The organism is Zoogloea oryzae, from assembly GCF_030161255.1.
Taxonomy (GTDB): Bacteria; Pseudomonadota; Gammaproteobacteria; order Burkholderiales; family Rhodocyclaceae; genus Zoogloea; species Zoogloea oryzae.
In genome coordinates, this window is sequence record NZ_BSPX01000001.1 from 14248 (window position 1) to 27550 (window position 13303).

A 13303-nucleotide genomic window follows, 5' to 3' on the forward strand; every position below is an offset into this window, starting at 1 on the left:
TTGGGCGCCGGATAGACGGTTTTTATACTCGGGCCAATAACCCATTCCAAGGAGAGCCCGAATGTCCATCCACCGCTTTTCCGCACGCCCGCTCCTCGGGCTTCTCGCTGGCCTGACGATCATCGCGGCCGGCCCGGCCCACGCCGATGCGACGCTGCTCAATGTCTCCTACGACGTCTCGCGGGAGCTCTACAAGGAGATCAACCCGGCCTTCGTCGCCCACTGGCAGAAGACGGCCGGCGAGAAGCTCACCATCAACCAGTCCCACGGCGGGTCGAGCAAGCAGATCCAGTCGGTGATCGCCGGCCTCGACGCCGACGTGGTGACCATGAACCAGGCCGCCGACCTGGATGTGCTGGCCCGGAGCGGCCTCGCCTCGGCCGACTGGCGCAAGGCCTTCCCCAACGCCGCCGCGCCCTACACCTCGGCGACGATCTTCCTGGTGCGCAAGGGCAACCCCAAGGGCATCAAGGACTGGAACGACCTGGCCCGTGCCGGCGTGAGCGTGGTGATCCCCAACCCCAAGACCTCCGGCAACGGTCGCTACACCTATCTGGCCGCCTGGGGCTACGCCCTCGGCAAGGGCGGCAACGACGCCGCCGCCAAGGATTTCGTCGGCAAGCTGTTTGCCAACGTGCCGGTGTTCGACGGCGGTGGCCGGGGTGCCACCACCACCTTCACCCAGCGGGGCATCGGCGACGTGCTCGTCACCTTCGAGAACGAGGCCGTGCTGATCGACAGCGAAGTGGGCGGCGACCAGTTCGACGTGGTCTACCCGTCGGTGTCCATCGACGCCTCGGCGCCGGTGGCGATCGTGAACAAGGTGGTGGACAAGAAGGGCACCCGCAAGCAGGCGACGGCCTATCTCAACTACCTGTTCTCCCCCGAAGGCCAGGAGATCATCGCCAAGCACCACTTCCGCCCGCGCGACCCGGCAGTGGCCAAGAAGTACGCCAGCCGCTTCCCGGCGATCAAGACCTTCACCGTCGAAGAGAAGTTTGGCAGCTGGGAGGCCGTGCAGAAGACCCATTTTGCCGATGGCGGCATCTATGACCAGATCGCGGTGAAACGATGACGACTGCTACCCGTCGCGTGCTCCCGGGCTTCGGCCTGAGCCTGGGTTACACGCTGGCCTATCTCTCGCTGATCGTCCTGATCCCGCTCACTGCGGTGTTCTTCAAGGCGGGATCGCTGGGCTTTGAACACTTCTGGGATGCGGCCACGTCGCCGCGGGTGCTGGCCTCTTACAAGCTGTCCTTCGGCGCCTCGCTGATCGCCGCAGCGATCAACGCGGTGTTCGGGCTGCTGCTGGCCTGGGCGCTGGTGCGCTACTCCTTCCCCGGCAAGCGGCTGGTGGATGCGCTGGTGGATCTGCCTTTTGCGCTGCCCACCGCGGTGGCCGGCATCGCGCTCACCGCGCTGTACGCCAAGAACGGCTGGGTCGGCAGCCTGCTCGACCCGCTGGGCATCCAGGTGGCGTTCACGCCGCTGGGCATCCTGGTGGCGCTGATCTTCATCGGCCTGCCCTTCGTGGTGCGCACGGTGCAGCCCATCCTCGAAGACCTGGACACCGAATACGAGGAAGCCGCGGTGAGCCTGGGCGCCAACCGCTGGCAGGCCTTCGTGCACGTGGTGCTGCCCACGCTGTTCCCGGCGCTCCTCACCGGCTTTGCGCTGGCCTTTGCCCGCGCGGTGGGTGAATACGGCTCGGTGATCTTCATCGCCGGCAACATCCCGCTGGTCTCCGAGATCACCCCGCTGATGATCATCACCAAGCTGGAGCAATACGACTACGCCGGCGCCACCTCGGTGGCGGTGGTGATGCTGATCTTCTCGTTCATCCTGCTGCTCATCATCAACGGCCTGCAGGCATGGACGGCCAAACGTACCGGGAGGGCCCGCTGATGGCTGGCGCCGCTGCTGTATTGCACGGGTCGGCGGATCACGCCGCCCGCTTCGAATCCAAGGCCGCCACCCGCGAGCCGACCCTCGTCAAGTGGGCCATCATCGGGGTGTCGCTGACCTTCTTCGCGGTGTTCCTGCTGCTGCCGCTCATCGCCGTCTTCTTTGAAGCGCTGCGCAAGGGTTGGGACACCTACTGGGGTGCGCTGATCGACCCCGACGCCCTGTCGGCGATCAAGCTGACGCTCATCGCCGCGCTGATCTCGGTGCCCCTCAACCTCGTCTTCGGCGTGGCCGCGGCGTGGTCGATCACCAAGTTCGACTTCCGGGGCAAGCATTTCCTGATCACCCTGATCGACCTGCCGTTCTCGGTGTCGCCGGTGGTGTCGGGCCTGATCTACGTGCTGGTGTTCGGCGCCCAGGGCTGGTTTGGCCCGTGGCTGTCGGATCACGACGTGAAGGTGATCTTCGCGGTGCCGGGCATCGTGCTGGCCACCGTCTTCGTGACCTTCCCGTTCGTGGCCCGCGAGCTGATCCCGCTGATGGAAGCCCAGGGCAAGGAAGAGGAAGAAGCCGCCGTGGTGCTGGGCGCGCGGGGCTGGCAGACCTTCTGGCACGTGACCCTGCCCAACGTGAAGTGGGGCCTGCTGTACGGGGTGATCCTGTGCAACGCCCGGGCGATGGGCGAGTTTGGCGCGGTGAGCGTGGTGTCGGGCCATATCCGTGGCCAGACCAACACCATGCCGCTCCACGTGGAGATTCTCTACAACGAATACCAGTTTGCGGCCGCGTTTGCGGTGGCATCCCTGCTGGCCCTTCTGGCTCTGGTGACGCTGGTCATCAAGGTGTGGGTCGAGCGTCAGGCCGGCAAGGCGGCTTCATCCGAGGACGAATGAAATGAGCATCGAAGTCAAGAACATCGGCAAAGAGTTTGGCAGCTTTACCGCCCTGAAGGACGTGTCCCTCGATTTCCCCACCGGCGAACTGGTGGCCCTGCTGGGCCCCTCCGGCTGCGGCAAGACGACCCTCCTGCGCATCATCGCCGGGCTGGAGACCGCCGACGCTGGCCAGGTGCTGCTCGACGGCGCCGACGCCTCCGACACCCACGTGCGCGAGCGTCAGGTGGGCTTCGTGTTCCAGCACTACGCGCTGTTCCGCCACATGACCGTGTTCGACAACGTGGCTTTCGGGATGCGCATGAAGCCCCGCGCGGTGCGCCCGTCCAAGGCCGAGATCAAGGCCAAGGTCACCGAGCTCCTCAAGCTCGTGCAGCTCGACTGGGTGGCCGACCGCTTCCCGGCCCAGCTCTCCGGCGGCCAGCGTCAGCGTATCGCGCTGGCCCGGGCGCTGGCGGTGGAGCCGCGGGTGCTGCTGCTCGACGAGCCCTTCGGCGCGCTGGATGCCAAGGTGCGCAAGGAGTTGCGCCGCTGGCTGCGCCGGCTCCACGACGAGCTGCACATCACCTCGATCTTCGTCACCCACGACCAGGAAGAAGCGCTCGAAGTGGCCGACCGGGTGGTGCTGATGGACCATGGCAAGGTGGAGCAGGTGGGCACGCCGGAGCAGGTGTATCGCCACCCGGCTTCGCCCTTTGTGTACAGCTTCCTGGGCTCGGTGAATCTCTTCCACGGTCGCGTGGAAGGCGATTCGGTGCACGTGGCCGATAATCGCCTGTCTGCCGAGAAGGTCGATCTGACCCACGGCAGCGAAGTGGTGGCCTTCGCCCGGCCCCATGAGCTTTCCATCGTCGTCGATCCGAAAGCCACCGACGGCGTGTCGGCGCGGGTCAACCGCATCCTGGCGTTTGGCGTCACGGCGCGGGTCGAGCTCGACGGGCTCAATGGCTCCACCGGCCAGGTCTTCGAGGTGGAAATCACCCGCGACGAAGTGGCGCGGCTGGGTGTTGAAGAAGGGCAGGTGGTACGCCTCGTGCCGTCGCGCCTGAGTGTCTTCGGCCGCGATCCGGCAAGTCCGATCGCCGTGCCGGCACCGAATTGGGAAATCTGAGCGATGAACTTCCAGCAACTGCGCATCATCCACGAGACGGTGCGCCGCAATTTCAACCTGACCGAGGTGGCCAACGCGCTGTTCACCTCCCAGTCGGGCGTCTCCAAGCACATCAAGGATCTGGAGGACGAGCTCGGGCTCGAACTCTTCGTCCGCAAGGGCAAGCGCCTGCTCGGGCTCACCGAGCCGGGGCAGGAGCTGATTCATGTGGTGGACCGCATGCTGATGGACGCGCGCAACATCAAGACCATCGCCGCCCAGTTCAGCGCCCGCGACCACGGCCAGCTCACCGTGGCCACCACCCACACCCAGGCGCGCTACGTGCTGCCCCAGGTGGTCACGCAATTCAAGCAGGCCTTCCCCAAGGTGCATCTGGTGCTGCACCAGGCCAGCCCCGGCGAGATTGCCGCGATGCTGCTCGATGGCCGCGCCGACATCGGCATCGCCACCGAATCCCTCGCCGCGGTGCCGGATTTCGTGTCCTTCAGCTACTACGGCTGGCACCACTCGGTGATCGTGCCCGCGGGGCATCCCCTCGAATCCGTCGAGCCGCTCACGCTGGAAGCGGTGGCCGAGCATCCGGTCATCACCTATCACGAAGGCTTTACCGGCCGCGCCAGGATCGACGAGACCTTCGCCGCCGCCGGCCTGTCGCCGGACATCGTGATGTCGGCGCTGGATGCCGACGTGATCAAGGCTTACGTGGAGTTGGGGCTCGGCATTGGCATCGTCGCCTCGATGGCCTACGACCCCACCCGCGACCAGAACCTGCGCATGCTGCCCAGCAGCCACCTGTTCGGCGAGAACGTGACCCGCATCGCGGTGCGCAAGGGTCACTTCCTGCGCGGCTTTGCGTACCGTTTCATCGAGCTGTGTTCGCCGGCCCTCACCGAGTCGGTTGTCCGCTCCGCGCTACGGCCCGAGGCCGAGAGTGAGGCCGTGGTGTATTGAGGGCTTCCGCCAGCGCCTGACACCTTCACCGGGCAGGCGCCAGAGACAAAACGGCCACCGCGATGGAATCGGGTGGCCGTTCTGTTTTGTGCCCCGGCATCACCGGGGCTGGCGTCTGTCGGTCAGCGAGCCGAGCGGCGACGGGTGCGCAGGATGGCAGCGATGCCGGCGCCAACGAGCGCAAGGCTGGCCGGTTCGGGCACCTTGCCCGGCGTCGAAGAGCCGAAGGTGATGTTGTCGTAACCCACCTGATTCACCGTGCCGCCAAAGTCGATGGACTTGGCGATGCCGGCGAAAGACGCGCCCACGGCGGTCCAGTTGCAGAACCCGCCGGTCGGATCGCCCGTGCAGCCCTGGTTGAACTGCGCCGTCAGCGGAATATCTGCGAGCAGGGTGCCGGTGGCGTCGATGCCGTCATAGACCTTCACCGACGCAGCCGTCGAGGACGAGTAGAAGAACGAGAAACCCGTGTCGAAACCAGCGGCGTAGTTGAGGACGGCGCTGCCGCTCAGGAAGAACATGGTCGTCTTCGACGAGGGTTCGTTGGCGAAATTGCCGCTGCCGCCATCATCACTGTCGATGGCCGCCAGGGCGTTGGAGCCAAAGCCGATACCGTAGTTGGTGCCGCTGTTGCCGGCGCTGTCGGTGCCGCCGTTGTAGAAGTTGAGCAGCTGTGCGCCACTTCCCGCACCTTCAAAGTCGAGCACGATGGTCGCGTGCGCGTTCTGGGATAGTGCGGCTGCGATGACTGTCATTGCGAGCAGTTTCTTCATGGCACGACTCCTTGTCGTTTTGGGGATATGTCAAAACTGATAGCAAGTCGCGTGCCTTTTGCAAAAGTTTGTTAAAAATTACAAACTTAGACCAAGAATGGGTAGCGATGCCAGCCGTGTATGTAAATTTAATCGACGCCCATTGTGGGTTATCGTCACCCTCCTGTTTTGAATGATCGGGCTGGGCGCGTGCCAGAAAAGGTGATGTTTCCACCGTTGCGGGCGCCCGTATCTCATCGCATCAATGACACGGCTCGACGCCGACTGAGCGCGGAGGGTATCGCGCCCCCCACATCCGCCACACACACGGCGCCGCCGTGATGCCGTCCGGCGGAACATCGTTTGCCGGCAGCGCGACGATCCGGCCACCTGCGGGTGATCGACACCACGCTGGCCGCAGTCCACGCGCGCCAGCGCGCAAGCCGCGACTGCCCCCGTGCAAACAAATCCACCCGCCGCGCGAACAGTTCCAGCGCCTGCGTATTCAATGTCGACGACGGTGTGATCAATACACGCACGTCGACATTCAATGTCGATGCCCGTGCGAAGACATCTCGCGCCCGCGCGTTGATCACACCGGCGCTGAAGTTGATGTCACGCCACGGTGTACTCAATGTCGACGCCTGCGCGATGAACACGCAGGCACCAACATTCAATTTCACTGCGTGATGATTGATTACACCGGGGGCGAATCAATCCAGCGCCCCCTGTGCTGCGAGCGCGCGGACCGACGAACCCAATGGCGAAAGGTTGGCGGAGGAGGGGCGTCGATCAGACCGGTAATCTGTAATGAGTATGCGAAAAGCTTGACTTGCAGTGGTGGCAGCAGTACGGTGCGCTCTGCAACATTTCTTTCATATTGCATAGACATTGAGGAGGCCACATGAGCAACGTCAACGAGAACACCCGCGTCAGTCCCAAGCAGATCCTGAAGGACATCGAGTCCTACCATGCTCTGTGCACGATGACCGACTACAAGGCCAGCAACCCCGCCAACAGCCGCGAAGCCGCCGATTCCGCCTACAAGGTCCTGCGCGAAGCCGAACAGAACGCCGTCGCCACCCAGATCGCCGCCGCCGCCGGCATGGACGCCCTCATCGCCGCCCGCCGCGGCATGCACGGCGTGATCCTCGGCGTGAAGAACGAAGCCAAGGCCTTCTACGGCCCCAGCTCCGATCAGGTCGCGGCGCTGGGCTTGAAGAAGAAGTCGGAGCGGTCCCGTAGTGGTCGTGGGAAGAAGGGGACTGAGGGGGTTTAAGGAGAGAAAGCCCGCCGCCTGCTGTGAGGTGGGCGGAGGGTTGGTTGTTGGCCAGAACGGCTGCTGAGTTTGTGGCGTGTGTCGGGCTGATATGTGTCGGATACTTGCTGCTCCGCGACTTACCCTGAACGGTAGTTTTTCATTCTAGTGAGTACTTACTGCGAACCCACGAGTCACCACTGATCCCACTGCCGAAAAGTAGTCACTCATGTCAGATCTGTCGCAGCGCTGGAAGCCACAGTCAATTATCCGTGAGCTATAGTTGTCGATGGCCATCGGCAATGCGATGCTTTAGCTTTATGTCAAAATTATTGTACCGTTCAACAAACAGGTTGGTCGATATTAGCAGGGTTCCCGCAGTCACGCGAATGAAATAAGTCCCTTTCGGCATATGATCGTCTTAATATCTCAAACTGTTTTTTATAGGGTTGCCGACTTTTTAGAGAAAAATCTATGTTTTGTGAATTTCTCTGAAAGTCCTGTCGATATTTGGAGGGGTTGTTGAAAAAATTTTCTTTCTTGGTGAGAAAACCGCGTGGGCCTTGGCCAAAAGAGGGGTTGCCTGCTTTCGTTCTGGAACAGGATAACTGGAATGACTACGGCTTTCAGACGTTGTATAGACTTTCCTACGTTACACTGGATGCGAACGGCAGGATCGTCGAAGATTTGATCGGTCCCGTGAAAATACTCCGAGCGGCTCAGAGTTCTTCAGATGGGCTCCTTATCAATTCTGCGTTCGAACGTCTGGGCGAGGAGTTTTGCTCTGTAGGTACATCACTTGACTATTACGAGCGACTCAGAGCTCTGCCAGCCAGACTACGTCGCGTGGCTTTGGACGCGCTACGAGACGTAGTAGCAAAGCCTGCCTTAGTGCCTCGTTTTCGGCAAGAGAAGGGCTGGACTGAGTCACTATTTAGAGACGGAAAAGATGAGGGGTACCTCAGTCTCGCCCGTGGTCTTTTGACCGACGACTACAGTGCGCTGCCCGGGGATGATCTGTGCTTTTCGTTCAAAATGGCCGGATGGCTGGAACCGACGGAGTTCAGTTTTATTTCGAACACTGCTCCTTCACCAAATTTGTTGGTAGATGCTCTGCCGGGACGAGTTGCTGTACTCGTGGGAAAGAACGGCTCAGGGAAGAGCACAATGCTCGCTCGACTTGCGCGTATTGCTCACGGCACTGTTGAGCAGCGGGGCAGAGAACCCCTTAGCGAGCTTGGTTGCATCGCGCCATCCGGGATCGGCTTTCCGCGTGTAGTCACTGTTACTTTTAGCCCCTTCGACAGCTTTCGACTGCCCGGAACTGACGGACGAGAGCATCGCAAGATTCTCGGGGAGCTTGAAGCAGGAGAAGGGCGCTTCGCATTTATCGGCCTTCGCGATATTGCGGCTAAAGCGAGATACTCCTCGAAAAGTAAAGCATCCGTTGGCATAAACGGAATCTTGGACGCAGATCGGCTTGCGACGTCTCGATTAAAGTCTATCGACCAACTTTGCTCGGAGTTTTTGGTTTTTCTTGATCGTGTTCGAAAAAAGAGGCGGAAGAGGCTATTAAATACGCTGTTAGCTTCCGTGTTGGATGGGTCTGCATTTTCTCCTTTGCTTGACGAAGGGGTGGGTGATGCCGATCTGAATGATGTTCAGCGGTGCTTCTTGCTTTGCAGTACAGGGCACAAGATTGCTGCGCTCGTCATTTCCGGGCTATTAGCTACCCTTGAGAAGTCTTCACTCGTCTTGTTTGATGAGCCAGAGACGCACCTGCATCCGCCGCTCCTAGCGGCACTGATGCATGCTCTTCGCAAGATTTTGGAGAAGCACGAGTCGTTCTGTGTGGTTGCAACACACTCGCCAGTTGTGGTCCAAGAGTCGCTGGCGCGCTCGGTCAAGTTAATCAGGCGCGAAGGTAGTGAATCAATTGTCAGGACGCCTAGCAGTGAGACCTTTGGGGAGAGCATCGGACTAATAACGGCAGAAGTTTTTGGTCTTAATGCGGAAGCCACCGACTACCATGCGGTTCTAGACAAGTTGGTGGCGGTGCATAGAAATCACGAAGAAATTGAGGCATTGTTTTTGCATGGACAGATGAGTCATCAGGGGCGCGCCTACGTGATGTCTAGGTTGATGCAAGCCAAGGAAGATTATTCGTGATGTGGAACCTGCCAAAGCCCAGCATTGCTACAGCTCAAGCGCATCTCGACAAGCTTTTTCCGGATGATCCCCCTGGCTCAGTATTGAGCAAGATCGAAAAGGAAAAGATTTTGGAGTTGTATTGCGAGTACGAACTAGCTGCGGGGCGTCCGAACGTAGACTGGAAGGATGCCGGACTGTCAGCTGCAGCGCGAGCGGCCTTGCTTGGAGCCTACAGTGCTGTCAGTGAGGTCGGGAAACTGAAGGACTTGCGCGCAACCCTCAAGTTGAATGTCAATGAGTGCCCCTATTGCGGATTTGGCGAGATCAAAGATCTCGACCATCATCTTCAGAAGGCGCACTTCAATTGCTTTAGCATCTTTGCTTTGAATCTCGTACCCGCTTGCTCCAAGTGCAATGGTCATAAGCCCCGTAAGCCTCGCACTGATCCGAAGAAGCAGCATATTCATGCTTATCTTGAAGATATGTCTCAGTTTCAGTTTCTTTCGGCAGAGGTGGTGATTGGTCCGAGGTCGATGCAGGTAAAATTCAAGATTGACAAGGTTGAAGGAATGAGCGACGAGCTATATGCGCGACTCGTTCAGCATCTGAAAGACTTTCACCTAAATGACCGATATCCCGCACAGGTTAATGTTTTTCTCAGTGAACAGAAGGCAGGCCTAGAATTCGCATTTGAATTCGGTGGAGCGGACGGCGTAAGGAGCCTGCTCGACCGAAGTCGTTTGGCAATAAGGAAGACATTTGGAGAAAATGACTGGCGAGAAGCGCTACTGCGAGCTTTGGCATCTTCCGATCTGTTCTGTGCAGGAGCATTCCGCCTTGCGCTTGGGTACGAGGCCATTGAAAAGCCACGTTAGGAGATAAAGGGAGTGTTACATGTTTGCTGTTATGTGGTCAGCCAACTGGGTAAGACCCTCGATTGTATTCATTTCGAGAAAAGTACATATTCTATAAACAACAGTTGTTGCATATATATAGCAATGAGTTTAGAGGTCGTAGTAGTCGTACGATAGATCGGTAACTATGCTATTTGAGATTATTCGAAAACCCTAGATTTACTTGGTTACAGCAAAGTTTGGTTAGTTTTTAAAACACGACGATTCGATTCGAAGGGCCGGACGATCGCTTCGGCCGACAAACAGTCCTCCTCACACTCGAATCCATCCCGCGAGACGGCTTGGTCGGCCTTTTACCCTACCCGCAGCTCCTTAGCATCTTCCCTTGCTGTAGCCACCAAAGGGCAGTTCCGAACATCTGTTAAGTACCTACGATATCGGTGATTAAGTCATTCATGTCAGCTCTGACGAGCATGAACGACGGCCGGGCTGTGATCGCCGATTCGCGAGGTGACAAAACAAAACGGCCACGGTTTTCACCGTGGCCGTTTTGCATTCAGCAGAGGGAAGACACCTATCTCCCAATTCGCCCCTTGCCCCTCGCAAGGCGATGCAGCACCGCCACCATCCGGTCGATCTCCTCGCAGGTGTTGTAGAACGCGATGGAGGGTCGCACCGTGGCTTCCTGCCCGAAGCGGCGCAGGATGGGTTGGGCGCAGTGGTGGCCGGAGCGTACCGCGATGCCTTCTTCGTTTAGGGCTTTGCCCACTTCTTCCGGGCGGTAGCCATCCATCACGAAGGACATCACGCTGGCTTTCTCCGCTGCGGTGCCGATCAGCTTGAGGCCGGGCACGGTGAGCAGGCCGCGGGTGCCGTACACCAGCAGGTCGTGCTCGTAGCGGGCGATGTTCTCCATGCCGAGGCGCTCGACGTAGTCGATCGCCGCGCCCAGGCCTACCGCGTCGGCGATGTTGCCGGTGCCGGCTTCGAAGCGGGTCGGGGGGCCGTGGTAGATGGTCTTCTCGAAGGTGACGTCGGCGATCATGTTGCCGCCGCCCTGCCACGGGGGCATGTCTTCGAGGATGGACCGCTTGCCAAACACGGCGCCGATGCCGGTGGGGGCGAACACCTTGTGGCCGGAGAAGACGAAGAAGTCCGCGCCGATCTCCTGCACGTTCACCCGCATGTGCGACACCGATTGGGCGCCATCGACCACCGCCACCGCGCCGGCCTGGTGGGCCATGGCGACGATCTCCTTGACCGGCACCACGGTGCCCAGGGCGTTGGAGACCTGGGTGACGGAGACGATCTTGGTGCGGTCGGTGAGGAGCTTGCGGTATTCGTCCAGCAGCACCTGGCCGGTGTCATCCACCGGGATCACCTTGATGCGGGCGCCCTTGGCGGCGGCGAGCTGCTGCCACGGCACGATGTTGGCGTGGTGTTCGAGGTGGGAGACGATGATCTCGTCGCCTTCGCCCACGTTCTGCCAACCCCAGGTTTTGGCGATGAGGTTGATGCCCTCGGTGGCGCCACGCACGAAGATGATCTCCTCGCTCGAGCTGGCCCCCAGAAAGCGCGCCACCTTGTTGCGGGCGCCTTCGTAGGCATCCGTCGCGCGGGCGGCAAGTTCGTGCGCGGCCCGGTGGATGTTGGAGTTCTCGTGCTCGTAGAAATACGCGAGCCGGTCGATCACCGCCTTCGGCTTGTGGGTGGTGGCCGCGTTGTCGAACCACACCAGCTGTCGGCCATTGACCCGCTCCTGCAGGATCGGGAAATCGCGCCGCACGGCATTTACGTCGAAAGCCGGGTGGGCGGATTGCTTTACCTCGGGCACGTCCGCTTGCCGGTTCGGTGCGCCGGCGGTGTCGAGGAAGTAGAACTGGCTCGGTGCGCTGGTGGTGGGCGTGGCGGCGGTGCGCCGTTCGCCGGCGATCTCGGCGAGCAGGCTGTGCAGCTCGGCTTCACCGGGCAGGCCGAAGCTTTGCGGGACGATGCGGTTTTCAGCCACCGGCGCGACAGTCTGCGGTGCAGACTTGGCCGCGCCCGCTTCACCCAGAAAGTAATACGGGGTGGACGGGGCGAGCGGCGGCGGCGATGCCGGCGGGCTGAAGGTGGGCAGGGCAGCGGCGTAGGCTTCGGGCACGCCGAAGGCCGGGTTGCCGGCACGGCCGGCAGCCGAGGCGTGATCGAGCGGCACGGATTCGGCGCGCACCGGGGAAACCGGTGCGGCGGCGGTCAGCTGCGGGCCCACGTCGCCGAGGCGGATTTCGGGCTGAACTTCGGGTTGTAGTGCGGACGGGCTGCCGACGCCGCCGAAGCTGCCGGGCAGGGCGGCGAAGAAATCGCCGGCCAGCCGCGCCAGGGTGGCTTCGTCAGGCAGGCCCGCCGGCACGCTGCCGAGGGCCGCCAGCCCCTCACTTGTAGGTGTCGGGATAGTCATGGTATTTGCCGATCTCCACGTCATCCAGAACAGCCAGTGCGTCGTCGGTCAGCACGGCCAGGGAGCAATACAGCGAAATCAGGTAGGACGCGATGGCGTTGCGGTTGATGCCCATGAAGCGCACCGACAGGCCCGGGCTCTGCTCGCCGGCAAGGCCCGGCTGGAACAGGCCGACCACGCCCTGGCGCTTCTCGCCGGTGCGCAGCAGGATGATCTTGGTCTTGCCGTCTTCCACCGGCACCTTGTCCGACGGGATCAGCGGAATGCCGCGCCAGGTGAGGAACTGGGCGCCGAACAGGCTGACGGTGGGGGGCGGCACGCCGCGGCGGGTGCATTCGCGGCCGAAAGCGGCGATGGCGAGGGGGTGAGTGAGGAAGAAGCCGGGTTCCTTCCAGACCTTGGTGAGCAGGTCGTCCAGGTCGTCCGGGGTGGGCGCGCCGGTGAGGGTGGAGATGCGCTGCTCATCGGTAACGTTGGCAAGCAGGCCGTAATCCGGGTTGTTGATGAGCTCGGATTCCTGGCGCTCCTTGATGGTCTCGACGGTGAGGCGCAGCTGCTCCTTGATCTGGTCGTGCGGGCTGCTGTACAGATCGGAGACGCGGGTGTGCACGTCGAGGATGGTGGTGACCGCGTTGAGGAAGTACTCGCGCGGGGCTTCGTCGTAATCAACGAAGGTTTGCGGCAGCTCGGATTCGTCGCGCTGGGAGCAGGCGACGCGCACGTCGCGGGGGTTCTTGACCTTGTTGAGGCGGTAGATGCCGGCCTCGACGGGCAGCCATTGAAGCAGGTGCACCAGCCAGCGGGGGGAGATGGTGGAAAGCTGGGGGACGGTCTTGGTGGCGTTGGCCAGCTGCCGCGCGGCGGTGTCGCCAAGGGCTGTCGCTGTCTGGACGTCGGTGTGCTCGGACATTGCGTTTCCTTATCTCTGGAATGAAAGACGTTATGCAAATGATTGATATGAAAGTCTGATGCCGCAGGGGTGTGGCTT

12 protein-coding genes are annotated in these 13303 nt (G+C 61.1%); 9 read left to right on the forward strand and 3 right to left on the reverse strand.

Going from position 1 to position 13303, the window contains the following annotated elements; translation table 11 throughout:
* Nucleotides 1–61 precede the first annotated feature (61 nt).
* The 5 genes from QQK25_RS00055 to QQK25_RS00075 are packed head-to-tail and all read left to right on the forward strand — an operon-like array spanning nt 62 to nt 4860.
* A complete protein-coding gene (locus tag QQK25_RS00055; RefSeq protein ID WP_284186181.1) occupies nt 62–1075 on the forward strand; it encodes a sulfate ABC transporter substrate-binding protein in 1014 nt (337 codons plus the stop codon).
* Nucleotides 1072–1905, forward strand: a complete 834-nt coding sequence (gene cysT, locus QQK25_RS00060) for a sulfate ABC transporter permease subunit CysT (RefSeq protein ID WP_284186182.1) — start codon at nt 1072–1074, stop codon at nt 1903–1905. Before QQK25_RS00055 ends, cysT begins: the two co-directional genes overlap by 4 nt.
* Nucleotides 1905–2798, forward strand: coding sequence for a sulfate ABC transporter permease subunit CysW (gene cysW, locus QQK25_RS00065; protein ID WP_284186340.1), 894 nt, complete (start codon nt 1905–1907; stop codon nt 2796–2798). The genes cysT and cysW overlap by 1 nt, the downstream gene beginning before the upstream one ends.
* A gap of 1 nt (nt 2799) precedes the next feature.
* Nucleotides 2800–3909 (forward strand): sulfate/molybdate ABC transporter ATP-binding protein, encoded by a 1110-nt coding sequence (locus tag QQK25_RS00070; RefSeq protein ID WP_284186183.1) that lies wholly within the window; start codon nt 2800–2802, stop codon nt 3907–3909.
* A gap of 3 nt (nt 3910–3912) precedes the next feature.
* Nucleotides 3913–4860: a CysB family HTH-type transcriptional regulator gene (locus tag QQK25_RS00075; RefSeq protein WP_284186184.1), complete on the forward strand. Its 948-nt coding sequence runs from the start codon at nt 3913–3915 to the stop codon at nt 4858–4860.
* Between the two features lie 122 nt (nt 4861–4982).
* Here QQK25_RS00075 and QQK25_RS00080 read toward each other — a convergent pair whose 3' ends face one another.
* Entirely contained in the window at nt 4983–5633 is a 651-nt protein-coding gene (locus QQK25_RS00080; RefSeq protein WP_284186185.1) for a PEP-CTERM sorting domain-containing protein, read from the reverse strand.
* Nucleotides 5634–6008: 375 nt separating this feature from the next.
* Here QQK25_RS00080 and QQK25_RS00085 point away from each other — a divergent pair, with 375 nt between their 5' ends.
* The 4 genes from QQK25_RS00085 (at nt 6009) to QQK25_RS00100 (ending at nt 9896) form a co-directional block, all read left to right on the forward strand.
* Nucleotides 6009–6302 (forward strand): hypothetical protein, encoded by a 294-nt coding sequence (locus QQK25_RS00085; protein ID WP_284186186.1) that lies wholly within the window; start codon nt 6009–6011, stop codon nt 6300–6302.
* Between the two features lie 214 nt (nt 6303–6516).
* Nucleotides 6517–6891 carry a hypothetical protein gene (locus QQK25_RS00090; protein WP_284186187.1) on the forward strand — a complete coding sequence of 125 codons (375 nt, stop codon included), beginning with the start codon at nt 6517–6519 and terminating at the stop codon, nt 6889–6891.
* Nucleotides 6892–7392: 501 nt separating this feature from the next.
* A complete protein-coding gene (locus QQK25_RS00095; protein ID WP_284186188.1) occupies nt 7393–9039 on the forward strand; it encodes an AAA family ATPase in 1647 nt (548 codons plus the stop codon).
* A complete protein-coding gene (locus tag QQK25_RS00100) occupies nt 9036–9896 on the forward strand; it encodes an HNH endonuclease signature motif containing protein (protein ID WP_284186189.1) in 861 nt (286 codons plus the stop codon). The genes QQK25_RS00095 and QQK25_RS00100 overlap by 4 nt, the downstream gene beginning before the upstream one ends.
* A gap of 553 nt (nt 9897–10449) precedes the next feature.
* Here the strand turns inward: QQK25_RS00100 and QQK25_RS00105 are convergent.
* Nucleotides 10450–12315, reverse strand: coding sequence for a family 2A encapsulin nanocompartment cargo protein cysteine desulfurase (locus QQK25_RS00105; protein WP_284186190.1), 1866 nt, complete (start codon nt 12313–12315; stop codon nt 10450–10452).
* On the reverse strand, nt 12290–13225 hold the full coding sequence (locus QQK25_RS00110; RefSeq protein WP_284186191.1) for a family 2A encapsulin nanocompartment shell protein: 936 nt from the start codon (nt 13223–13225) through the stop codon (nt 12290–12292). Before QQK25_RS00110 ends, QQK25_RS00105 begins: the two co-directional genes overlap by 26 nt.
* Nucleotides 13226–13303: the final 78 nt, after the last annotated feature.

Excerpts from the sequence above, each read along its gene's own strand:
- QQK25_RS00055 (WP_284186181.1), top strand. The coding sequence starts at position 62 with ATGTCCATCCACCGCTTTTCCGCACGCCCGCTCCTCGGGCTTCTCGCT.
- cysT (WP_284186182.1), top strand. The coding sequence starts at position 1,072 with ATGACGACTGCTACCCGTCGCGTGCTCCCGGGCTTCGGCCTGAGCCTG.
- cysW (WP_284186340.1), top strand. The coding sequence starts at position 1,905 with ATGGCTGGCGCCGCTGCTGTATTGCACGGGTCGGCGGATCACGCCGCC.
- QQK25_RS00070 (WP_284186183.1), top strand. The coding sequence starts at position 2,800 with ATGAGCATCGAAGTCAAGAACATCGGCAAAGAGTTTGGCAGCTTTACC.
- QQK25_RS00075 (WP_284186184.1), top strand. The coding sequence starts at position 3,913 with ATGAACTTCCAGCAACTGCGCATCATCCACGAGACGGTGCGCCGCAAT.
- QQK25_RS00080 (WP_284186185.1), bottom strand. The coding sequence starts at position 5,633 with ATGAAGAAACTGCTCGCAATGACAGTCATCGCAGCCGCACTATCCCAG.
- QQK25_RS00090 (WP_284186187.1), top strand. The coding sequence starts at position 6,517 with ATGAGCAACGTCAACGAGAACACCCGCGTCAGTCCCAAGCAGATCCTG.
- QQK25_RS00105 (WP_284186190.1), bottom strand. The coding sequence starts at position 12,315 with ATGACTATCCCGACACCTACAAGTGAGGGGCTGGCGGCCCTCGGCAGC.
- QQK25_RS00110 (WP_284186191.1), bottom strand. The coding sequence starts at position 13,225 with ATGTCCGAGCACACCGACGTCCAGACAGCGACAGCCCTTGGCGACACC.